We start from the raw sequence: 21,142 nt of genomic DNA, 5'->3' as shown, positions 1-21,142 counted from the left end.
AAATTTTATATACCTCATGAAACACTTTAAAAAATATCTACTTATTGCACTGTTGGCAGCCGTGGGCTGTGATGTGTTAGATCAGGAACCCCAGACGGCCATTTCCGATGAAATTGCTATCCGGGATCAGAAAAGTGCCGAAGCCGCACTAAACGGACTATACAGCCAGTTGCAGTCAACCGATTATTACGGAAGCAACTTATTCATTATGAGTGATGTGACTTCCGATATCTCTCAAAGTATTGGTACCTGGGATTTTTACCGAGAGATGGATACCTATGTGACCTCTGCCGGTAACCTGGAAAACCGAAACCTTTGGTCTCAGGCTTATACTACTATAAATCACGCCAATAATATCATTGAGGCGATGCCTGGACTGGATGATATTCCTCAAGCAACGAAAGACCAGTTACTCGGAGAAGCATATTTCATTCGTGGACTGGCTTACTTTGACTTAACCCGCACCTTTGGTGGTGTTGAAGGCGTGTATGGCGAAATTGGTGTACCCCTGGTAACTACACCCGCGCGTCAGATTGATGAGAGCAGCTTCCCATCCCGAGCATCTATCAGTGACTCATATGCTTTGGTAAGAAGTGATTTGGAACAAGCCGAAGGTCTGCTTTCCGGATTCTCTACTCCATCCCGAGTTTCCGAGGCTGCGGTAAAAGCATTGCTTTCCCGCCTTGCCCTTTACACGGGAGATTATTCTGCTGCCGAAAGCTACGCCAGCGAAGTTATCAACGACTATAACTTTGATTTGGTGGATGAATACGCGAGTATCTTCCGGGATGAAAACACCTCAGAAGCTATTTTTGAGCTGGCATATAATACTACCGATGGTAACGACATCCGTTTCTGGTACTTCCCATCCAGCGCAGGTGGCCGGGGTGATATTGCCCTGCATACCGATTTTGCCGAGATGGTAATGTCTCGCAGCAACGATGTACGCGGTAACCTGATTGGCTTTGATGATAACGTAGGGGCATACTACCCCAGCAAATATGCTAAAGCCGGTGGTGATGACAACATCCAGGTATTGCGCTTGGCAGAAATGTACCTGAACCGTGCCGAAGCCCGGACTTTAAAAGCGACTCCTGATTTTGCAGGGGCCCTTTCTGATCTAAATGAAATCCGCAACCGGGCCGGCCTTGCCGATACGCTTGGTGCTGGTGTTTCAACAGCCGACCAGATTATGGGAGCTATTGAACATGAACGAGGCATTGAGTTTATGATGGAAGGCCATCGCTGGTTTAACCTGATCCGAACTGGTGTGGCACTTTCTGAACTCACCGGTGTTGACCGCATCAACAGTGATCCCGTTTCACTAACAAATGCAGGACGCCAGGTTTTCCCAATCCCGTCCCGTGATATCGATGCCAACGAAAACCTTGTGCAAAACGAAGCCTACAATTAGAGCTGCGTTTTGATTACCCATTTACACATAAAGCCCCGGTTTTTCGTCCGGGGCTTTTTTTGGTAACATATTGTAACATAACTACCCCCTGTTTATTACCCCCATTGACATTTTTTTACGCTCATCTCATCATTTTTTTTATACATTCAAAAAACAGCATCCATAACGCAAATCTTCAATAAAATTAGGTATCTATGACACACCAAAACATCCTTTATAAACTTGTTGGCAGCATATTTTTATGCGCAGCATCCCTATTAATTTGGGGATTGTCATCACCGGTTCAGGCCCAGATATTCGGCCATGGTGAGGACGTTTCAAATCCTACTTATGAGCAATCTTTATTCCAGGAATTGGAATACCGAAACATTGGGCCTTTTCGCGGCGGGCGTTCGGTAGCCGTAAGTGGTCATGCTGATCAACCCCATACGTACTATGCCGGATTCACCGGTGGAGGTGTGTATAAAACTACCGATGGAGGGATTAACTGGAACAACGTATCAGACGGATATTTCAAAACGGGATCGGTAGGTGCTGTCAGTGTAGCCCCATCAAACCAAAACGTCATTTACACCGGTATGGGAGAAACCTGTATTCGCGGTAATATGTCGGCCGGGGATGGCATGTACCGTTCGGTTGACGGTGGTAAAACCTGGCAACATATCGGACTGGGTGATTCCCATTTTATTGGAGAGATTGTAGTACATCCTACCAACGAAGACATTGTTTGGGTAGCTGTTTTAGGCCATGCTTTTGGCAATGAAGGAAATAGCGAGCGCGGTGTTTTCAAAACCACTGACGGTGGTAAAAATTGGGAGCGAGTACTCTATCACAATGAAAAAACAGGTGCTGTAGATATTGAAATCGACCCAACTAATCCCCGAATTCTTTATGCTTCACTCTGGGAAGCCTACCGTAACCCTTGGGAAATGTCGAGTGGCGGCGAAGGCAGCGGTCTTTACAAAAGTGTTGATGGCGGCGAAACCTGGGAAAATATCTCCCAGCGCCCCGGAATGCCTAAAGGACTTCTTGGTAAAATTGGGCTAGCCATTTCTCCCGTCAATCCCGATCGCGTTTGGGCTATTATTGAAAATGATAATGGCGGAGTATTCCGTTCAGATGACAGCGGTGCAACCTGGCAGCGTACCAACAAAAATCGAAACCTGCGCCAGCGAGCCTGGTATTACACGCACATTGTAGCCGGCACCGAAAGTGAGGATGAAGTATTTGTATTGAATGTTGGTTTCTACAAATCTACCGATGGTGGTAGTTCTTTCGACCGCCTGGGAACTCCCCACGGTGATCATCATGATTTATGGATTGATCCCAATGACAGCAAGCGCATGGTTATTGCCGATGATGGCGGTGGACAGGTGTCATACAATGGCGGTGAAAGCTGGTCTTCTTATTACAAGTATGCCACCGCACAATTCTACCAGGTTATCACCGACAACCAATTCCCATATTACATTTATGGGGCACAGCAGGATAACAGCACCGTTGGAATCAAAAGCCGTACAGCCGGATCCGGCATCACCGAGCGCGACTGGGCTCCTGTAGCCGGTGGTGAGAGTGGTTATATTGCCCCCGATCCCGACGATCCAAATGTGACCTATGGCGGTAGCTACGGCGGTTATTTCAACAAATTCAACGACTTCACCAACCAAAGCGATCGTATTGACGTGTGGCCCGACAACCCCATGGGCGCCGGTGCTGAGAACCTTAAATACCGGTTCCAGTGGACTTTCCCTATTTACATTTCCCCTCATAATTCCGATGTACTGTATGCTACTTCTCAATATGTACACCGCTCTACAGACGAGGGTATGAGCTGGGAAGACATCAGCCCCGATTTAACCCGAAATGATAAATCGAAGCAAGGCGAATCCGGTGGTCCGCTTACCAAAGATGATACCAGTGTAGAGTATTACAATACCATCTTTACCTTTGCTGAATCTACCGTAGAACCCGGCGTACTTTGGGCCGGTGCCGATGACGGACTGATCCACGTGAGCCGCGATAACGGCGAAACCTGGACCAATGTAACTCCTGAGGGCATGCCTGAGGCCATGGCCAGCATCATTGATGCTTCTCCACACGATCCGGCAACGGCTTACCTGGCCGCTACACGGTACAAGTTTGATGACTTCTCTCCCATGCTGTATAAAACCGATAACTACGGCCGCAGCTGGACCAAGATCACCAACGGAATACCAGAAGGAGACTTCACCCGAACCATTCGGGAAGATCCAAATAAAGAAGGATTGTTGTATGCCGGAACTGAAACCGGCGTGTATGTTTCTTTCAATGATGGAGAACTATGGCAACCACTTCAGTTGAACCTGCCAGCCGTTCCCATTACTGACCTGACGGTTCATAAGCGAGACAAAGACCTGATCATTGCCACACAGGGACGTTCTTTCTGGGTTCTGGATGACCTTTCGGTTCTGCACCAGTTAAGTGACGAAGTTAGCAGCGCTGACTACTATCTCTATGAACCAGAGAACACCTACCTCTTTGGCCGCCACAGCGAACCCGATCCCGGTGAAACTGTTGGCGAAAACCCTAAAGACGGTGTAGTGGTTTATTACACGCTGAATAATGTACCCGATGCCGAAGTGAAACTTGAGTTCCTGGAGCCCGATGGAGACCTCATTCGTACTTTCTCCAGTAAAGAAGACCTTGATGGTAAACCGGTGAAAGAATCCGAAGAGTTCTATGAAGAAGAGGACAATACCCCTTCGGATGTATTGAGCATCAATCAGGGACAAAACATGTTTGAATGGAACATGCGCTATCCCGGTGCGGCTGATATCAACGGAACGCAGATTTTATGGTCTGGGTCTACCATTGGTCCACGAGCAGTACCAGGAACCTACCAGGTACGCTTGTTGGTAGATGACGAAGTGGTAGGTTCGCAAGAATTCGTGATCAGCAAAGATCCACGCATTGAAACCACGCAGGAAGATTTCCAAGCCCAGTTTGATCTTCAGCAAACCATCATCGCCAAGCTGGATACTACACATAAAACCATCAACCGTATTCGCGAAGTACGGGATGAGATCAACAAGGTGAAATCTGACTTTACTGACAGCGAAGAAGTACAGGAGCGCGCCGATGCCATGCTTAAAGTACTGGCAGAAGTGGAAGGAGAATTGATGCAGGTGAAAGCCGAATCATTCCAGGATGTGCTGAACTACGAGATCAAGCTTAATAACAAGCTGGCCTCGCTGGCAAATACTGTAGCTTCTGGCGATGGAAGGCCCACCGAACAACAATACGCCGTGTATGAGGATCTTGCACAGCGCGTGGACGAACAATTTGAAAAGGTAGAACCAATTTTTGAAGGAGAACTGCCGAACCTGATTGAAGAAATTGAGCAGCGCTCAATACCTATCGAAAACTAATAGCCTCGATAAACAAAAGGCCGTGATGAGAAATTATCACGGCCTTTTTTATTATCTAATAAATACTAATGAACTGAATTAGTGCGCGCCTGCAGCGTCTAATAATTCTACCACATTGTTGTAATGGTGCGTAACCGCCTGATCTTTGGCCGACCAACCACGGTCGTCATGAACATCCACATCGCTTTGATGTTCTATCAAAAACTGAACAATCTTAAAATGACCATTGGCTGAAGCCCAATATAAAGGGGAAGTGCCCCTGTTATCTCTGTGATCTACTTCTGCTCCGTGTTTCGTTAGAAATTCTACCACATCATAGTGTCCGTGTTTTGCCGCTTTTAATAGCGCCGTACGGCTATGTATATCTTTGGAGTTTACATCAACCCCATCATTGATGAGCCCAATTATTGTGTCGAGGTCGCCGCTTTCTGCGGCTTCAAGAAAAGCTTCTTCGTTCATAACTATCCTCCTTTTAAGAGATTTAGATTGGCACTTAGATTGTACTTGCCAATCATTGCAATGTCAAATTAGAAATAACTTTTGCACTTGAAGAAACGATGAAGAGAAATTAACAGAAATAAAAAAACCCGATATCGGGAAAAGCAGGCTACTATGTTAAAAAAGCTACTTTTGGAAAGATATCGGGTCAAGCTACATGCAGTATCACGTCGATTAGCAGCAATTGTTACTGACTAATCAATTAATTTTTGTAAATATTGATACCGTAGCCTGACGCCATTGTTCCATATTCTTGCTTATCCGCCAAACAAGTTAAGCTGATTGCCTGCACTTCGGATAAAATGATCGGTAGTAAGCTGTCTCCTGCTTTCATTTAAACCAAGCCTTTTGGTTTGCACCTTAAACAAGTCCGATATCTGCCGGGCAAAGTTTCCTTCTCCTTTCATCCGGGTGCCCCATTCCGAATTGTTCAGCTTTCCGTCCCGGATGTCTAAAATTTTATTAAGCACTTTATCCTTACGGTCCGGAAAATGTTGCTCCAGCCATTCTTTGAATAAATCTTTCACTTTGTAGGGCAATCTTACAATGGTATACCCTGCAAAACTTGCCCCAGCCATCGCAGCCTTTTCCAGGATTTCAGCACATTCATGATCGGTGAGTCCGGGAATAATTGGGGCTACATTCACGCCCACCGGAATACCGGCATCGGCCAACTTGCGGATGGTTTCCAGTCGTTTTTTTGGCCTTGAGGTGCGGGGTTCCATTACACCAGTCAAATCTTTATCCAGGCTGGTTACAGACACGGTTACGCTTACACATTGGTACTCATTCAGCTCACAGAGTAGATCCAGGTCGCGCGTTATCAAATGGTTTTTGGTGATCATGCCTACCGGGTTCCGGAACTCTGCCAGCACCTCCAGACAGCCGCGGGTTAACTCCAGCTTTCGTTCAATGGGTTGATAGATATCCGTAACACCACTCATAGCGATGACTTGCGGCTTCCAGTTTTTTGAGGATAATTCTTTCCTCAGGATCTCCGGTGCATCATACTTCACCACAATCTTTGACTCAAAATCCAGGCCGGATGAATAACCTAAGTATTCGTGATAAGGCCGGGCATAGCAATAAATGCACCCATGCTCGCAGCCCCGATAGGGATTAATGCTGGCATTAAAACCAACATCCTCACTTTTATTATAGGCGATAACCGATTTGGTGTGATCGGGTATTAACTGTGTTTTTGGGGATGGTTTCTCTCCTGTTTCTTCATCCAGATCATAATCAATATAATTGCCTTCAAAACGGTTCACCGGGTTATCGGATGCGCCTCTTCCTCTCAATGGATTTTGTGTATCTGCCATAGTCCTCATAAATATTTTACATATATCACACATATAATATATGTATTCCGAGAAAGGTGCAAGGCCAAGTCAGCGTTGCGAGGTGCAGGTTGTCTGTTCCGCGTTTGGGCTACCTTGTATGATATTCTGTCTAAGATGAATTGAAATACCCTTCGCTGAAAGTGCAGGGGTTTAGTTAGGGACTGAAAGTCTCGGCTTCTCCACCATCCCTCCCGAGCAATTCGGAATCTGGACGATGGACCTTGCATTTAGCAGAGCTTCTTCAACCAATTTCCTGAACTATATTTCCAGTGGCTCAAGCGCTGTTGCCATTGGTTGGCTAGTAATCATTATCTGGCTAAGGTTCTTCAGCGGTAGCTTCTGAATGACATCATAATTTTAGCCATTAGATTTCTTCGGAATACTAACGTGCTGCACTAAAAGTGTAGGGTTTTTGAGCCTCGGCTGGGACCAATAAAAAACCCGACTCTATCGGCCGGGGCTTCATTCTTATTTCCTTGATCCGTGGTTAAGAATCACAAGCTACATTATTCAAGTCTTCATCCCAGCAGGATTTCTCGCCATTATTATAATCCGGTGAGATGATGAAACCAATATGCGTTTCAGAATTAAACTCCAGCGTGGATATCTCTCCTGAAGAAGCATCGGTGTAAATCACGGTTTTTATATTTCCATCCACCGTGTATTCGATGGTATCACCAAAGTTGTCGTTCCGGTCGCTGGTTACTTCCAGGGTTAGTGACCGCTCTTCTTCTCCAACTTCCCAGTTAATCACCGAAACCTGTTCACCGGAAGAAGGCTCATAATAAGTCCAGCTGCCTGATTCGGCGTCATAGGTAGCCTCTCCTTCAAATAGCAAACTGTTTTCAAGCGGAGGATTGGCCGCTGAATTTGTTACGAAGAATCTCCAGGTGGCGTCGCTGTCTCCGTTAGCTTGCGCGGTTAATCGTACGCCAAAATTATTCTGGTTTACGGTGGTGGAATATTCCCACTCCCATTCGCCATTGGCAATTTTTTCGGGATCATGATTTTGGGCGGCGCTAATTAATGTTCGGGGAATAACAAGGTTTACATCCAGGATCACTTTCATCACTCCGGCTGCAACTAAGGCCGTTGCAAAATTGGATTCAACTGCTGATTTAGCTTTCACTTTTTCAGCTTGCTGCATGCCGGAAAAGTCAGCCTTAAGTGACTCTGAAGGGGGTATTTCTGGTGGTGTATTATTGTTGCTGTTGCTATTTGTACTATCGCATGAAACGACAACAAGTAGCATTCCAAATATCAAAGTGGTGAATTTTGCTGACATCGATCTCATGACTTTTATTTTTATTGATGTTCAGTACTTAGACTTCAAGCAAGCAGTGATGTTCCTCAGCACTCAGCACTCAGCACTCAGCACTCAGCACTCAGCACTCAGCACTCAGCACTCAAAATTAATCTTTCATCTTTAATTTATTCAATAGTGTACTAAATGCTGATATATACTAATTCAATATACAAAGGATCCTTCCTCATTCATTCCGCTACGCTACATTCTTTCGTCTGGATGACACTCAAGACAGCAAGTCACGCAATAAGACGCCTTTGGCGCCTATGACTCCTACCCCTTACCCACTTGTCATCTTGAACGAAATGTAGCATAGCGGAATGCAGTGAAAGATCTAAAAACAGGTTTAGAGAGAGCAGGTTTAACCTTTAATCACTTTATTCCCCAAACACCTTCTCCCCGGCTACCCAGGTTTGAAGTACTTCTGTTTGCCAGATTTCAATGGTAGGAACTTCGAAGAAGTCACGATCAATCACGATGAAATCAGCCCATTTACCGGGTTCCAGGCTACCAAGTACTTCTTCCTGATGACCGGCATATGCCGCATTGATGGTAAATGATTTAAGCGTTTCTTCCCGGCTTAGTGATTCTTCAGGGTACCAACCGCCGGGAGGATTTCCTTCATGATCCTGACGCGTCACCGAAGAATACAATCCAAAGAATGGGTTCACGTGCTCAACCGGAAAATCTGAGCCATTAGCTACTACCGTGCCCTGATCCAAGAAGGTTTGCCAGGCATATCCGCCTTTGATACGCTCGGGCCCCACACGATCTTCGGCCATATTCATATCGCTGGTAGCATGCGTGGCCTGCATAGATGCAATCAGGTTTAGTTCTTTAAATTTGGGGATGTCTTCCAGGGAAACAATCTGGGCATGTTCAATGCGATGGCGCAGTCCCTGTTCTCCAAACTTTTCTTTGGCCTGGGCAAAAGCATCCAGCACCTCCAGGTTTGCGCGGTCCCCAATAGAATGCACGTTGGTTTGATAGCCATTTGAAATGGACTTATTTACCATGGCATTCATTTCTTCCTGCGTGTAAAAAAGTAATCCGCGGTTTCCGGGATCATCAGAATAAGGCTCTTTCATGGCCGCTCCCCGACTTCCCAGCGCGCCATCCGAATACAATTTCACACTACGAAGGGCCAGGCGATCATTGGCATAAGAATCAACAGGACCACTTTTCGATAACTCATCAAAATCATCACCGGTACCTCCAATCATAGCATAGATACGGGTAATCATGTTTCCGGCATCGGCCACTTCCTTGTATAAATCCCAGGTTTGAGCGGTTATGCCCGCATCATGAACGGAGGTGATTCCCTCACTGGCCATTTTCTCCAAGGCTTTTTCAAGGGCCAGTTTTCTTTCCTGGGCCGTTGGTTCCGGGATTACTTTGGTCACGTAGTTCTCGGCAGCATCAATAAAAACCCCGGTGGCATCTCCCCTGCCATCACGAATAATTCGTCCACCTTGTGGATCCGGGGTATCCCGGCTGATACTGGCCATCTCCAGAGCTTTGGTATTCCCCCAGCCGGCATGCCCATCCACACGCGTCAGCCACACAGGACGATCCGGCACCACGCTGTCGAGATCTTCAGCTGTGGGAAATTCATTTTCCGGCCATAGCGTTTGATTCCATCCGCGCCCTTGTATCCATTCCAGATCGGGATTTGCTTCAGCATACGCTTTGATGGAATCCAGGGTAGCCTCCAGGCTGTTGATACCGGCAATGTTGATATTCAATTCCTGGAACCCTAATCCCATTACGTGCGCGTGTGCATCCGTTAATCCCGGGAGCACCGTTTTGTTTTGCAGATCCGTTACCTGCTCGCTGGTTATTCCATCTGCCAGTTCATCCCCGCCAATATCCTTTACTTTACCATCTTCGATAATAAGGGTAGAAAATCTTGTAAGTGTATCGCCGCTAAACGTATAGCCGTTGGCATTGATAAATACTTTTTGGTTATCCGGAGATGAACAGGAAATCATCAGTGCAGATAATGCAATAATCAGAACTAACTTTCTCATAAATGGGGTTTGGTTTAAAATTCCACCTAATATACGGATTCAGTTTATGCATTGAAGCCAATACCGCCCCATCAATTGTTAAATAACATGATCATAGTTGACACTTTGAAATGGAAGGTTTATTTACCGGCCGGAAATAATGATTTCGGTATATGAGACTACATCTACTTGATGGTTTTGGGATAGTTTTATTGTTGTCTGTCACATTCTCATGGGCAGGTTATAGCCAGTCGCGAACTATTGATAGTTTGAAAACGGCCATTCCTTACACCCAGGATGGCCAGTTACAACAAGACAGCGCTACCATACAATTATTAAATGAACTGGGCATGGCGTATCGCCTGGTGGATGCCGATTCCACACTCAAGTACGCTCGCCTGGCAGAATCACTTGCCCGTGAAGCCGATTATATTTCCGAGGCGCTATTCGCCCGGTACCTGCAGGGAACTTCCTATTTTTACAAGGGGCAGTATCAAAAAGTATATGACCTGGCTCGCACATCGCTGGAGGAAGCCGGCCCTGACCGCTACAAAAGAGAAAGGGCTTATCTAAACCAGTTGATGGGACTCTCCTATTCTGCTCAGGGTAGTTATCAACCCGGCCTGCAGTATTTTATTGATGCCAGAGATTTGTTTGCGTCGCTGGATAATGAGCTTGGTGTTTTCCAAAACATGAATAACATCGGGGTGAGTTACCTGAAACTGGAAGATTACGAAGAAGCGCTGCAGATCTTTTTGCAGCTGGATTCCCTCCATACCCTCGAGGCTTCCAAAATTTCCATCCCCGTAAACCTGGGATTCATCTATTATGAATTAAAAGAATACGCGAAAGCTAAAGAGCAGTTGAACAGGGTACTTAATTTTGAAGGTGATGGCTTTGATCAACGTGCCCTGGCGTTAAGTCATTTTAAATTGGGACAAATTTACCTGGCCGAGGGTGAGTACGAACAAGCCCTCTACCACTTTAACTTATCCATTGATGAATACGACCAGCTGGATAATGAAACACAAAAAGTGCAATCCCTGGATGGCATTGCCAATACCTACCTTCAAATGGGCGATGTAAACCAAGCCCTGGAGATTGCCCGTGAAGCTTTCCGTATCGCCGAAAGCTACGAGGCTCTTCCCGAAAAAAATATGACGGCGGAAACCCTCACAAATATCTATAAAGAAAGAGGTGAGTTTGAAACCGCGTTGAGTTACCATGAATTGCACAAAGAATTATCTGATAGCCTTAAAAATGAAGACATCAGCAGGGAACTTGGACGTCTTGAAGCCGAGGTTGAGTACCGTAAACGCGAATTGGAACTCAGGGAAAGCCAACAGCAGCAGAACCTTGAAAATGCCAAACAGGTAGCCGACCGTAACCTCTATATCATCATTGCTTTGTTTTTGTTGTTGATCATGGCCGTTGTCGCATATTCTCAATACAGAAACTCCTCGCTGCGTAAAAAGGCCAACGATTTATTGCGGGAGAAGAATCTCCAGATTGAACAGCAAGCAGCACGACTGGAAGAGATGAATGAAATCAAAACTCATTTATTTTCCATCATCGCCCATGACCTTCGCGGCCCCCTGAGTTCTCTTTATGGATTCATTACTTTAACCGATATGAAGGCTCTTTCTCAGGAAGAAATGCAGGAAATGATTCCTGAACTGGCTGCCAAATTCAAGTACACTTCTACCCTGCTCAATAATCTGTTAAACTGGGCACGCAGCCAGCTTGATGGCTATAAGGTAGTACCCACAACTTTTGACCTTTCAGAGAAAGTGGAGGAAACCCAAAAGATACTCTCTCCCCAAATACAGGAAAAAGAAATCGAGGTTAAAAGCCAGCTTAGTAGTCCTCTCAAAGTGTATGCAGATCCAAATATGATTGAACTGGTGTTGTTAAACCTGCTTTCCAATGCGGTCAAATTCACCCCCAAGCAAGGCAAAATTGTGATGTCTGCCACCGAAAATGCAGACGAAGTTGTTTTTTCTATTGAAGATACTGGGGTTGGTATTCCCGAAGATATCCTGCATGAACTGTTTGAAGGCGATTCCTTTTACTCCACTACCGGTACTAATAATGAAAAAGGTACCGGACTTGGTTTGATGCTTTGCAAAGATTTTGTCCGAAAAAATAAGGGGCGAATTTTCGCAGAAAGTGAAGTGGGCGAAGGCAGCACTTTCTTTTTCACCCTGCCCGCCGGCAAGATATCATGATGCTCATGCTGAGCCTACACTGTCGCGTTATTGGCTAAAGCTCTTTTACCATAAACTCTACTTTCTTGGTGCCGCCATTAGTCTGTTGGCGAGCCACTTCCTTGAATCCCAGAAAACGATGAAATGCCAGGGAAGCTGGATTAGGAGGCTCCACATTTACCTCACAAGTTATCCGCTTTTTCTCCGTCTGATCAAATAACTGCTGATACAGAGCTGTGCCTACCCTCTGTCCCCGATGCGTTTCCGCAATCACAATACGATCTACATACTCAAAATTGCTGTAGTTATTGCAAAAAAAACTGTAATTCAGGCTTTTGTAATCCAACCCCGGCTCAAGCACAATCATAAACCCTATCAGTACCTTTTCTACTTCAACCGCTACAAAGCGATGTGCATGTTCCAGAAACCATTCCATATCCTTGATCTCCAAACTATTTACATGAGGCAGTGCTTCTTCATTTAGTTCAAGAACACGGGGAAGGTCGTTAGCCGTAGCTGTTCGAATATTCATATACAATCCACTCAACAAAAATTAGTAACTCCAAGCCTTTAATATAATTAACATGAATTCGACATAACAGAGATGGAATAAACTTCTGGTGGTGTCTGCAATTCACAATTTATGTCAAAGAATACATCCACGTTTTTGGTAAACTCAGCAAGTATATACCCAAAACTTTTATTAAAAATAAACTAAGGTGACAGCACCTCTATTGCTGCTTCGAGTATCGTATCTATCCCGGATGCAGCATCATCAGGGTTAATATGCACTATGCTGTCTGGCGGAATTCCGCGAAACCGGTGGGAAGAATCTTGATAATTATCGGGCAGTTTAAATTCCTCATTTGATACCTGCATATACCAAACACCTGACAAATGGGTAAAATCAGGATTACCAATAAAACCTGCGGTCGTATCACCAATTACCGTTACAGTTGGCACCTTTTTGAGGCCTGCCGTCAATAATTCTGCGGCATCTTTGGTTTGTCTGTTGGTTAATACCACTATTGGATTTGAAAACTCTTGTTTATGATTATCCGGAATACTGGGTCTCATTTGCTGCCAGTTCGAAAAGTCACTATCTCCAGATGATAATTTTGTTCTTTTATAGAGGTAAGTTCTCGAACTATCACTAAGCATCTTAACAATCCCCGCTCCTATATCATAGTCGTGGATAGAAATGTAATGCTTTGTATAAGCAGATCGCAGGTCGATAATCACACCATCCATATCATTATAGGACCGGATTTTTTTCCTAAACTCTCTAAAAGGCATTCTATTGATGCTGATATACCCGATATTTGTATTCAACAATCTTCCGTATTGTATACTTCCGTTCTTGTTATTAGTATAACTATCAAAATAATGTGAGATATCCGATAACCTGTTTTCAGGATACAGATCCAACCATTCACTATAGTTTATGTATGCATTTCTATCTGCTTCATCATATACCAATACAGTATGTGCATCTTTTATCACAATCAGGATTTCATCTATCGATGCTATAAGTTGCTGTCCTGTTTTCTTTTTCTTGATAAGTCTTCGATTGGCTTCAAACAGGGAGTCAACATCCACCGACAAATACTGCAAAAACGGGTTTTTTGTCTTCAACTCCTCTACAAAAGCATCATATACTTCCAAGGGAGGAGCTGTGGGACTGTCATCGAACACAAGGCTATCACAACTTATACATCCTAAAAATAATCCTGCTAACAATATCTTTTTCATCATAGTTGGATAACCCCTCCCAAAAGAAAATACTGTTGCAGAGCCTTCATTTCTGAGTACCTCTCGTATCTATAATACTTTAACGAGTACTCAGGTTTTAAGAAGATTCCAGGTGCTACCGGTATCCGTACATATATTTTACTTTCCAGTTCTAGCATGAGAGCGGGACCTATTCCAATGAAATTTTTATCCCTATACCAGTTTTCTTCTTTAGTAAACCTGTAACTTAAGACGCCCATCCCCACCTTGGCATGTATAAGTTTCTCCTCAACTGAATATTCTAAAGCTCCTAAAATTGAAAGATCAAAAACCACTGATTCTTTAAAATCAGTCGTACGCTCAATAAACTTGGATTCTATCCTTTTGCTGTAGTCAGATAATTGCGCCTTATAGCCTAGACCCAAAAATATATCAAGCCCTTTTGACGGTTCTTCAACCTTTCTCAAGTGCTCAACTCCCAGCTCATGACGGCTCACATCTACAAAATGCGTATCATAATAATCTATTTCCTCAATCATCGGTTCTAGCCTGCTACTTTGGCTAGTAAAGTCGACATTCCACCGGTAATTATCAGTTTTAACAAACACTCCAACATTTATTAAACTTGGCGTAGTCTGTTGATAATAATTATCCCCAAAGTTATTAAGCTCAATATTTTGTTTTACTAAACCCGCATCTAAGTTTACATAAAACTGTGCTTTTACCGGCTGTTGCACAATTATTATTACAGAAAGAAAAATCAATATGTTAGATGAGATCTTCATAGACTTATAATCAAATGAACCTTCAATTATTGTACAACATGTAGAATTTTTAATTGTATTGATTTTCGAAAATGCACAGTTTTAAATCTATCAATTTTAAAAGTTTAGTTTATGAATTGTCAACAATCAAAGTTTTCACTCGATGACTCCGTAACCTACCTGAATTGTGCCTTTATGTCGCCACAGTTAAAAGTAGTGGAAGAAGCCGGTATAGAAGGCATACAGCGTAAACAAAACCCTCAGCAAGTTACCTCCGATGATTTCTTTGGTGAAACCGAAAAACTTCGTGAAGCCTTTGCCAAGCTCATAAATGCTAAAGAGTCCAACCGTATTGTCACTATTCCATCTGTTTCATACGGCATGGCCAATGTTGCCCACAATCTTTCTCTTTCTCGGGGTGATACCATTGTTCTGGTTGGCGAGCAATTTCCCAGTAATGTGTACCCGTGGATGCGTGCGGCTGAAGAATCTGGCACTGAAATTATCACCATCACCCCGCCTGAAACCACAGAAAACCGGGGTAAGGTTTGGAATGAACGCATCCTGGAAGCCATCACCCCAAAAACGAAACTGGTAGCCGTAGCCAATGTACACTGGGCCGATGGGACTCTGTTTGACTTGAAAGCCATTCGGAAACGGACGCTTGAAATTGATGCGTGGCTAGCCATTGACGGAACGCAATCGGTAGGAGCATTGCCCTTTGATGTGCAGGAAATACAACCGGATGCCTTAATTTGCGCAGGCTACAAATGGCTGATGGGGCCATATAGCATTGGTCTGGCGTATTACGGACCTGCTTTAGATGAGGGTAAACCGGTAGAAGAAAACTGGATCAACCGCTATGAAAGTGAAAATTTCGCCGGCCTGGTAAATTACAACGATGCCTATCAACCCGGAGCCCTGCGGTATGAAGTGGGCGAACACAGCAATTTCATCCTCGTTCCCATGATGCTGACCGCACTCAATCAGCTGAATGACTGGGGCGTGGAGAACATCCAGCAATATTGCAGACTACTGACAGAAGAACCCATTAAGCGACTTCAGGAAAAAGGCTATCAAGTGGAAGAACCTGCCTACCGGGGCTCTCACCTGTTTGGGATACGGCTCGGGCAAAACCATAACATGGATAAAATTAAGGCTGCTTTCAGTGAAAAAAATATAGTAGTTTCTTTCCGCGGTGATTCCATCCGGGTTTCTCCCAATGTGTATAACACCGCCGAAGATCTCACTCAACTCACAGACGCTTTATTATCATGACTTCCAACCAAAACACCTTGCTGATAGCTTGCGAGGACGCTAAAGGACTGGTACATAAAATCACGGACGTGATTTACCAGTTTGACCTCAATATTGTGCTGAACCGTGAATTTGTGGAACACGAGAGCAAGCACTTTTTTATGCGCACGGTAGTAGAAGGAGATTTTGATCAATCCCGGTTGGTGGATGAGCTGAAAAAGAAACTTCCCGCCAATTCGAACATCCGCCTGACCAGCCCACGAAATAAGAATATTGTAGTGATGGCTACCAAAGAGCATCACGTGCTTGGCGATTTGTTAATACGGAATGAGTTTGATGAGAACCGGGCTAACATTCAGGCTGTCGTAAGCAACCATGACACCTTGCGTCCCTTTGTAGAGCGTTTTGATATTCCGTTTCATCTTGTACCTCATCAGGACAAAACTCGCAAAGAACACGAGCAGGAAGTGCTGGAGGTGCTTGAAAACTACGATCCGGACTATATTTTTCTGGCTAAGTACATGCGCATTCTTTCTCCGGATTTTGTAGAGCAGTATGCCCACAAGCTGATAAATATTCACCATTCATTTCTGCCGGCCTTTATCGGAGCCCGCCCCTATCATCAGGCTTTTGAGCGCGGGGTGAAAATTATCGGAGCCACGGCGCACTATGTTACGGATGATCTCGACGAAGGCCCCATCATCTATCAAAGCACTACGCCTGTGGATCATCGCTATGATGCCGACCAAATGGCCCAGGCCGGCCGTGAAATTGAAAGCAAAGTAATGGCCGAGGCCGCCAAGCTGGTGCTGGATGACAAGGTGTTTATCTATGGGAATAAGACGGTGATTTTGGATTGAGGCTAAAGCACCATCTTATTAACCGCGAAGACGCAAAGAGCGCTAAGGTTTATTTAAGTTGTCTTGATTCAATTATCGGGGCGCACTTAGAATAGTGAGGCCAAGATATGGTAAAACGATCTCGTACCCGATCTGACGGCTGACGTTCCTATCCGTACCTACAATCCTGTCCCGAATTCTCGGGACCGCCCGATCGATTGCAAAGCACTAGTTGCCTTAATTAAACCATCGGTCAGACGGGCTGGAGCCGTCAGACCGAGAGGTGGAAGACCTCAAACCCCTTTAATCTGGTAAGTCTGAGAGTTTTATTCTTTGGTAAGCGCCTCTTTTGTTATCCTCCGGATGAGGTTCTATTCCAACAATTGTTATCTCTTTCCTTTCAGGGCCATACACCCAAAAGATTCTTCCCGCTCCAGGGGTATTGTTTTCCAGATAGGATTGAAAGACTTTTCGACCAAACTTTCTGCTTAAAGGAGAAATTTCATGAGAATTTAATCCCGGATGCTTGGGATCAGCGGCAAGAAATTTGATAGTTTTGGCAAGCTGTTTGAAGAGCAAATTCTCGCCTTTTGATATTTTACCACTTGTCTTCTTTTCCTTTAGATCATTCCAGAAACTTTCCATTTCTGGTACTCCAAATCGGATAGTGAACATAATTTATTCTTTAAGAAGCTCTTTCAATTCCTCCATATCTACCGGTTCAGAAACATTTCCGTCGTTCAGGTTCTCAATTGCGTTCTCAATCATTTTATATGATCGCTGAGAAATCTCATCAGGATGCACTAAAATCCGCGGACTTAATACAACGGTGCCATCTTCATGCTCAGTTACATGATAATAGTCCGTTCGTGCTCCGCGAATGGTTACACGTTTCTTGGAATCGAGTTTAGCTTCGTATTTATTTATCGTGGACAAATAACAATAGGTTTTTTATTGGAGTGCTTAAAATATATAACTTCGTGGGATATCCCACAAATTCAGGTTCTAAACTTTTTAAAGGATGGAAATATTTTTGAAACCACCCCTGCCTCGATCTGACGGCTAACATTCCCATCCGTACCTGTAATCCTGTCCCGAATTCCCGGGACCGTCCAATCGATTGCTAAAGTCCATTTGCTCGAACGCGACCTCTCCATCACCCCGCTCTCATAGATTAAAACATTTTACCACTTGTAGCTGAGCGGAATGATGGAATATGCAGATTGTAGCCTCTTTAGAATATATCTATGAATTAAACCATCGGTCAGACGGCTTGGAGCCGTCGGACCGAGAGGTGGAAAACGAAAATAGCCAGAACTTAAGAAAGGCAGAGTACTTCGAAGTTCTATATTCCTTGTTCACTATCCAATAAAAAAGGGCAGACAAAACTGCCCGCCCTTTTAATCTTTTCGGAAAAATAGATTCTGTTATCAGTCGCCGCTCATAACCGCCTTCATATAATCTCTGCGCATTTCGGCAATCGCTGAAATGGAAATACCTACCGGGCAAACCGCTTCACATTCTGCGTAATTCGAGCAGTCTCCAAAGCCTTCTTCCTTCATTTGATCTACCATGGCTACCACGCGGTTCTTGCGTTCCACTTCGCCTTGTGGCAGTTTATTAAGGTGGGCAATCTTGGCGCCGGTAAACAGAGATGCTGAGGCATTGGGGCAAGCGGCCACACAGGCTCCGCAACCAATACAGGTAGCGTAATCAAAAGCTGTGTCTGCATCTTCTTTTTCAATTGGGATGGCATTGGCCTCGGGAGCCGAACCGGTTTTCACGGATACATATCCGCCGGCTTCAATAATGCGGTCAAAGGCATTACGGTCTACTACCAGATCCTTAATAACCGGGAATGCTGCAGCTCTGGGCGGCTCAATGGTAATGTGGTCACCGTCGCTGTAATTACGCATGTGCAACTGGCAGGCAGCAACGCGTTCCTTAGGTCCATGGGCCTGACCGTTAATCACCAGGTTACACGAACCACAAATACCTTCGCGGCAATCGTAATCAAATTCTACCGGTTCTTTACCTGCCAGCATCAGCTCTTCGTTGAGCACGTCCAGCATTTCCAGAAACGACATATGCTCATTGACACTATCGAGCGTATACTCCTCGAAATATCCCTTCGCATTAGGGCCGTTCTGTTTCCAGTATTTTAGATGAATGGTCATTTCTTTGCTCATAATACAATAATTTTTGCCACGAAAGCTCTAAAACACGAAGTGTATAACTTGTCAGAAATTATACCTTGCATCATGTTATTGCTCTTCCGGTTAAACTTTAAATTTTGTGCTTTGGGAATTTAGTGGCCTTTAATTTTCGACCAACGCAAAGCGTGTGGAACGAGATTTATCGGGATAACTAACACCCATGCCCCGCACGCAAATGGCGGAGCACATCAATTCTGGGTTACATTATTTATAACTACGCTGTTTCAACTCTACAAATTCAAATTCCAGATCTTCCTTATGAAGCTCTTCTTCCAACTTACCGTTCAGACCTTTGTATTCCCAAGCGGCTACATAAGAGTAGTCCTCGTCGTTTCTAAGAGCTTCTCCTTCTTCGGTTTGATACTCTTCACGAAGGTGACAGCCGGCCGATTCTTCACGATCCAGCGCATCTTCCGCCATCAATTCAGCCAATTCAAAGAAATCGGCCACGCGGGCAGCAAACTCTAAATACTTGTTGTAATTATTCTTTTCTCCGGGCACTTTTACATTCTGCCAGAATTCTTCACGCAGTGCGCGAATTTCCTGAATGGCTTGCTTCAGCCCCTCCGCATTACGGGCAATACCGATTTTATCCCAAACAATCTTGCCAAGCTCACGATGGAAATCGATAATGGTTCGATCCCCATCAATGTTCAATAACTTGTCAATTTGGGCCTGAGCTTCGGATTCTGCTTCAGCAAAAGCCTCATGATCGGTTCCATAACGCTTGCCGGGCTCCTGTTTCGCCAAGTAATCACCAATGGTATATGGCAGAACAAAATAGCCGTCAGAAAGACCCTGCATCAGTGCACTTGCACCAAGCCGGTTGGCTCCGTGATCTGAGAAGTTAGCTTCACCTGCTGCAAACAGTCCCGGGATGGTGGTTTCGAGATTGTAATCTACCCACAAGCCGCCCATAGTATAGTGCACGGCAGGATAAATTCTCATCGGACGCTCATATGGGTTTTCTCCGGTGATGTTTTCATACATCTCAAAGAGGTTTCCATACTTGGCTGAGATGGTGTCTTTGCCGTCACGCTTGATGGCATCCCGGAAATCGAGATACACAGCAAGTCCGGTTTCACCTACGCCCAGTCCGTCATCACAAACCATTTTGGCATTACGGGAAGCCACATCACGCGGCACCAGGTTACCAAAACTTGGATAGCGTTCTTCCAGATAATAATATCGTTCGTCTTCGGGGATGTCGTTTGGATGACGATCATCACCTTTTTTGCGAGGCACCCACACGCGGCCATCATTCCTCAAACTCTCCGACATCAGCGTCAATTTGGACTGATAATCGCCGGAAACGGGGATACATGTCGGGTGAACCTGTACATAACAAGGATTGGCAAAAGCTGCACCACGTTTGTGTGCTCTCCATGCCGCCGTTACGTTTGAATTTTTGGCGTTGGTAGAGAGATAAAATACGTTACCATAACCGCCGGTTGCTAATACCACGGCATCAGCTTCCCATCGGCACAATTCTCCGGAAACCAAGTCGCGGGTGATAATACCGCGTGCTTGTCCATCAATCACAACCACGTCCAGCATTTCGTGTCTGGGGTGATATTTGATTTTGCCGGAATGCACCTGGCGCATCATGGCTTGATAAGCCCCCAGCAACAACTGCTGTCCGGTTTGGCCGCGGGCATAAAAGGTTCTGGATACCTGAGCTCCACCGAAAGAGCGGTTAGCAAGGGTTCCGCCGTATTCACGGGCAAAAGGAACGCCCTGTGCTACAGCCTGGTCAATAATTTCGTTTGAGACCTGGGCAAGGCGGTATACATTGGCCTCGCGAGAGCGATAATCGCCCCCTTTGATGGTATCATAAAAAAGCCGCCAAATACTGTCACCGTCATTGGGATAGTTTTTCGCGGCATTGATTCCACCCTGAGCTGCGATACTATGCGCACGACGGGCCGAATCCTGAATACAGAAGCTTCTCACATTGTATCCGAGCTCTGCAAAACTGGCTGCTGCTGCTCCACCGGCAAGACCGGTTCCAACAACGATAATTTCAAATTTCCGCTTATTATTGGGAGCCACCAAATTGATGTCTTTGATGTGCTTGTCCCACTTTTCTTGTAACGGTCCGCCGGGTACTTTTGAATCTAATTTCATGATAATCTTAAATCTATAAACTTA

17 protein-coding genes are annotated in these 21,142 nt (G+C 45.0%); 6 read left to right on the top strand and 11 right to left on the bottom strand.

What is annotated here, in order from left to right; translation table 11 throughout:
- Positions 1 to 16 precede the first annotated feature (16 nt).
- Both FN815_RS03250 and FN815_RS03245 read left to right on the top strand, forming a co-directional pair.
- Entirely contained in the window at positions 17 to 1,414 is a 1,398-nt protein-coding gene (locus FN815_RS03250; RefSeq protein ID WP_142453176.1) for a RagB/SusD family nutrient uptake outer membrane protein, read from the top strand.
- A gap of 194 nt (positions 1,415 to 1,608) precedes the next feature.
- Positions 1,609 to 4,821 carry a VPS10 domain-containing protein gene (locus tag FN815_RS03245; RefSeq protein WP_142453175.1) on the top strand — a complete coding sequence of 1,071 codons (3,213 nt, stop codon included), beginning with the start codon at positions 1,609 to 1,611 and terminating at the stop codon, positions 4,819 to 4,821.
- 78 nt (positions 4,822 to 4,899) lie between these two features.
- Here the strand turns inward: FN815_RS03245 and FN815_RS03240 are convergent, their stop codons facing one another.
- The 3 genes from FN815_RS03240 to FN815_RS03230 form a co-directional block, all read right to left on the bottom strand.
- Complete coding sequence (locus FN815_RS03240; RefSeq protein WP_142453174.1) at positions 4,900 to 5,280, bottom strand: ankyrin repeat domain-containing protein; 381 nt, start codon at positions 5,278 to 5,280, stop codon at positions 4,900 to 4,902.
- A 296-nt stretch (positions 5,281 to 5,576) separates the two neighbouring features.
- The gene (locus tag FN815_RS03235; RefSeq protein ID WP_142453173.1) at positions 5,577 to 6,641 is read right to left on the bottom strand and encodes a PA0069 family radical SAM protein; all 1,065 of its coding nucleotides are present in this window, start codon (positions 6,639 to 6,641) and stop codon (positions 5,577 to 5,579) included.
- 508 nt (positions 6,642 to 7,149) lie between these two features.
- Positions 7,150 to 7,809, bottom strand: coding sequence for a hypothetical protein (locus FN815_RS03230; RefSeq protein WP_142453172.1), 660 nt, complete (start codon positions 7,807 to 7,809; stop codon positions 7,150 to 7,152).
- Here FN815_RS03230 and FN815_RS03225 point away from each other — a divergent pair.
- The gene (locus FN815_RS03225; RefSeq protein WP_142453171.1) at positions 7,808 to 8,092 is read left to right on the top strand and encodes a hypothetical protein; all 285 of its coding nucleotides are present in this window, start codon (positions 7,808 to 7,810) and stop codon (positions 8,090 to 8,092) included. The genes FN815_RS03230 and FN815_RS03225 overlap by 2 nt on opposite strands.
- Before the next feature lie 253 nt (positions 8,093 to 8,345).
- Here the strand turns inward: FN815_RS03225 and FN815_RS03220 are convergent, their stop codons facing one another.
- On the bottom strand, positions 8,346 to 9,998 hold the full coding sequence (locus tag FN815_RS03220) for an amidohydrolase (protein WP_142453170.1): 1,653 nt from the start codon (positions 9,996 to 9,998) through the stop codon (positions 8,346 to 8,348).
- Between the two features lie 152 nt (positions 9,999 to 10,150).
- Between FN815_RS03220 and FN815_RS03215 the strand changes: the two genes are divergently transcribed.
- Positions 10,151 to 12,205 (top strand): tetratricopeptide repeat-containing sensor histidine kinase, encoded by a 2,055-nt coding sequence (locus FN815_RS03215; RefSeq protein ID WP_142453169.1) that lies wholly within the window; start codon positions 10,151 to 10,153, stop codon positions 12,203 to 12,205.
- Positions 12,206 to 12,239: 34 nt separating this feature from the next.
- On the opposite strand, the gene FN815_RS03210 is transcribed toward FN815_RS03215, so the two are convergent.
- The 3 genes from FN815_RS03210 to FN815_RS03200 all read right to left on the bottom strand — a co-directional run bounded on the left by FN815_RS03210 (position 12,240) and on the right by FN815_RS03200 (position 14,700).
- Entirely contained in the window at positions 12,240 to 12,716 is a 477-nt protein-coding gene (locus FN815_RS03210; protein ID WP_142453168.1) for a GNAT family N-acetyltransferase, read from the bottom strand.
- Between the two features lie 182 nt (positions 12,717 to 12,898).
- A complete protein-coding gene (locus tag FN815_RS03205) occupies positions 12,899 to 13,939 on the bottom strand; it encodes a S41 family peptidase (RefSeq protein WP_142453167.1) in 1,041 nt (346 codons plus the stop codon).
- The gene (locus FN815_RS03200; protein WP_142453166.1) at positions 13,936 to 14,700 is read right to left on the bottom strand and encodes a hypothetical protein; all 765 of its coding nucleotides are present in this window, start codon (positions 14,698 to 14,700) and stop codon (positions 13,936 to 13,938) included. Before FN815_RS03200 ends, FN815_RS03205 begins: the two co-directional genes overlap by 4 nt.
- Before the next feature lie 111 nt (positions 14,701 to 14,811).
- Here FN815_RS03200 and FN815_RS03195 point away from each other — a divergent pair, with 111 nt between their 5' ends.
- Complete coding sequence (locus tag FN815_RS03195; RefSeq protein ID WP_142453165.1) at positions 14,812 to 15,957, top strand: aminotransferase class V-fold PLP-dependent enzyme; 1,146 nt, start codon at positions 14,812 to 14,814, stop codon at positions 15,955 to 15,957.
- Positions 15,954 to 16,796 carry a formyltetrahydrofolate deformylase gene (gene purU, locus FN815_RS03190; protein ID WP_142453164.1) on the top strand — a complete coding sequence of 281 codons (843 nt, stop codon included), beginning with the start codon at positions 15,954 to 15,956 and terminating at the stop codon, positions 16,794 to 16,796. Before FN815_RS03195 ends, purU begins: the two co-directional genes overlap by 4 nt.
- 282 nt (positions 16,797 to 17,078) lie before the next feature.
- Here purU and FN815_RS03185 read toward each other — a convergent pair whose 3' ends face one another.
- The 4 genes from FN815_RS03185 to FN815_RS03170 form a co-directional block, all read right to left on the bottom strand.
- A complete protein-coding gene (locus FN815_RS03185; RefSeq protein WP_142453163.1) occupies positions 17,079 to 17,450 on the bottom strand; it encodes a hypothetical protein in 372 nt (123 codons plus the stop codon).
- A gap of 3 nt (positions 17,451 to 17,453) precedes the next feature.
- Positions 17,454 to 17,711, bottom strand: coding sequence for a hypothetical protein (locus FN815_RS03180; RefSeq protein WP_142453162.1), 258 nt, complete (start codon positions 17,709 to 17,711; stop codon positions 17,454 to 17,456).
- Between the two features lie 494 nt (positions 17,712 to 18,205).
- The gene (locus FN815_RS03175; RefSeq protein ID WP_142453161.1) at positions 18,206 to 18,964 is read right to left on the bottom strand and encodes a succinate dehydrogenase/fumarate reductase iron-sulfur subunit; all 759 of its coding nucleotides are present in this window, start codon (positions 18,962 to 18,964) and stop codon (positions 18,206 to 18,208) included.
- A 231-nt stretch (positions 18,965 to 19,195) separates the two neighbouring features.
- A complete protein-coding gene (locus tag FN815_RS03170; protein ID WP_142453160.1) occupies positions 19,196 to 21,118 on the bottom strand; it encodes a fumarate reductase/succinate dehydrogenase flavoprotein subunit in 1,923 nt (640 codons plus the stop codon).
- Positions 21,119 to 21,142 lie beyond the last annotated feature (24 nt).

The sequence above is a fragment of the Gracilimonas mengyeensis genome (assembly GCF_900182705.1).
In the GTDB taxonomy this organism is placed as follows: Bacteria; Bacteroidota; Rhodothermia; order Balneolales; family Balneolaceae; genus Gracilimonas; species Gracilimonas mengyeensis.
The sequence above is the reverse complement of the archived record's forward strand: the minus strand, read 5'-3'. Positions and strand labels throughout refer to the sequence as shown.

What these genes read in the sequence shown, in the direction of transcription:
- FN815_RS03250 (WP_142453176.1), top strand. Translation starts at nt 17, where the DNA reads ATGAAACACTTTAAAAAATATCTACTTATTGCACTGTTGGCAGCCGTG.
- FN815_RS03245 (WP_142453175.1), top strand. Translation starts at nt 1,609, where the DNA reads ATGACACACCAAAACATCCTTTATAAACTTGTTGGCAGCATATTTTTA.
- FN815_RS03240 (WP_142453174.1), bottom strand. Translation starts at nt 5,280, where the DNA reads ATGAACGAAGAAGCTTTTCTTGAAGCCGCAGAAAGCGGCGACCTCGAC.
- FN815_RS03235 (WP_142453173.1), bottom strand. Translation starts at nt 6,641, where the DNA reads ATGGCAGATACACAAAATCCATTGAGAGGAAGAGGCGCATCCGATAAC.
- FN815_RS03225 (WP_142453171.1), top strand. Translation starts at nt 7,808, where the DNA reads ATGCCGGAAAAGTCAGCCTTAAGTGACTCTGAAGGGGGTATTTCTGGT.
- FN815_RS03230 (WP_142453172.1), bottom strand. Translation starts at nt 7,809, where the DNA reads ATGCAGCAAGCTGAAAAAGTGAAAGCTAAATCAGCAGTTGAATCCAAT.
- FN815_RS03220 (WP_142453170.1), bottom strand. Translation starts at nt 9,998, where the DNA reads ATGAGAAAGTTAGTTCTGATTATTGCATTATCTGCACTGATGATTTCC.
- FN815_RS03215 (WP_142453169.1), top strand. Translation starts at nt 10,151, where the DNA reads ATGAGACTACATCTACTTGATGGTTTTGGGATAGTTTTATTGTTGTCT.
- FN815_RS03210 (WP_142453168.1), bottom strand. Translation starts at nt 12,716, where the DNA reads ATGAATATTCGAACAGCTACGGCTAACGACCTTCCCCGTGTTCTTGAA.
- FN815_RS03205 (WP_142453167.1), bottom strand. Translation starts at nt 13,939, where the DNA reads ATGATGAAAAAGATATTGTTAGCAGGATTATTTTTAGGATGTATAAGT.
- FN815_RS03200 (WP_142453166.1), bottom strand. Translation starts at nt 14,700, where the DNA reads ATGAAGATCTCATCTAACATATTGATTTTTCTTTCTGTAATAATAATT.
- FN815_RS03195 (WP_142453165.1), top strand. Translation starts at nt 14,812, where the DNA reads ATGAATTGTCAACAATCAAAGTTTTCACTCGATGACTCCGTAACCTAC.
- purU (WP_142453164.1), top strand. Translation starts at nt 15,954, where the DNA reads ATGACTTCCAACCAAAACACCTTGCTGATAGCTTGCGAGGACGCTAAA.
- FN815_RS03185 (WP_142453163.1), bottom strand. Translation starts at nt 17,450, where the DNA reads ATGTTCACTATCCGATTTGGAGTACCAGAAATGGAAAGTTTCTGGAAT.
- FN815_RS03175 (WP_142453161.1), bottom strand. Translation starts at nt 18,964, where the DNA reads ATGAGCAAAGAAATGACCATTCATCTAAAATACTGGAAACAGAACGGC.
- FN815_RS03170 (WP_142453160.1), bottom strand. Translation starts at nt 21,118, where the DNA reads ATGAAATTAGATTCAAAAGTACCCGGCGGACCGTTACAAGAAAAGTGG.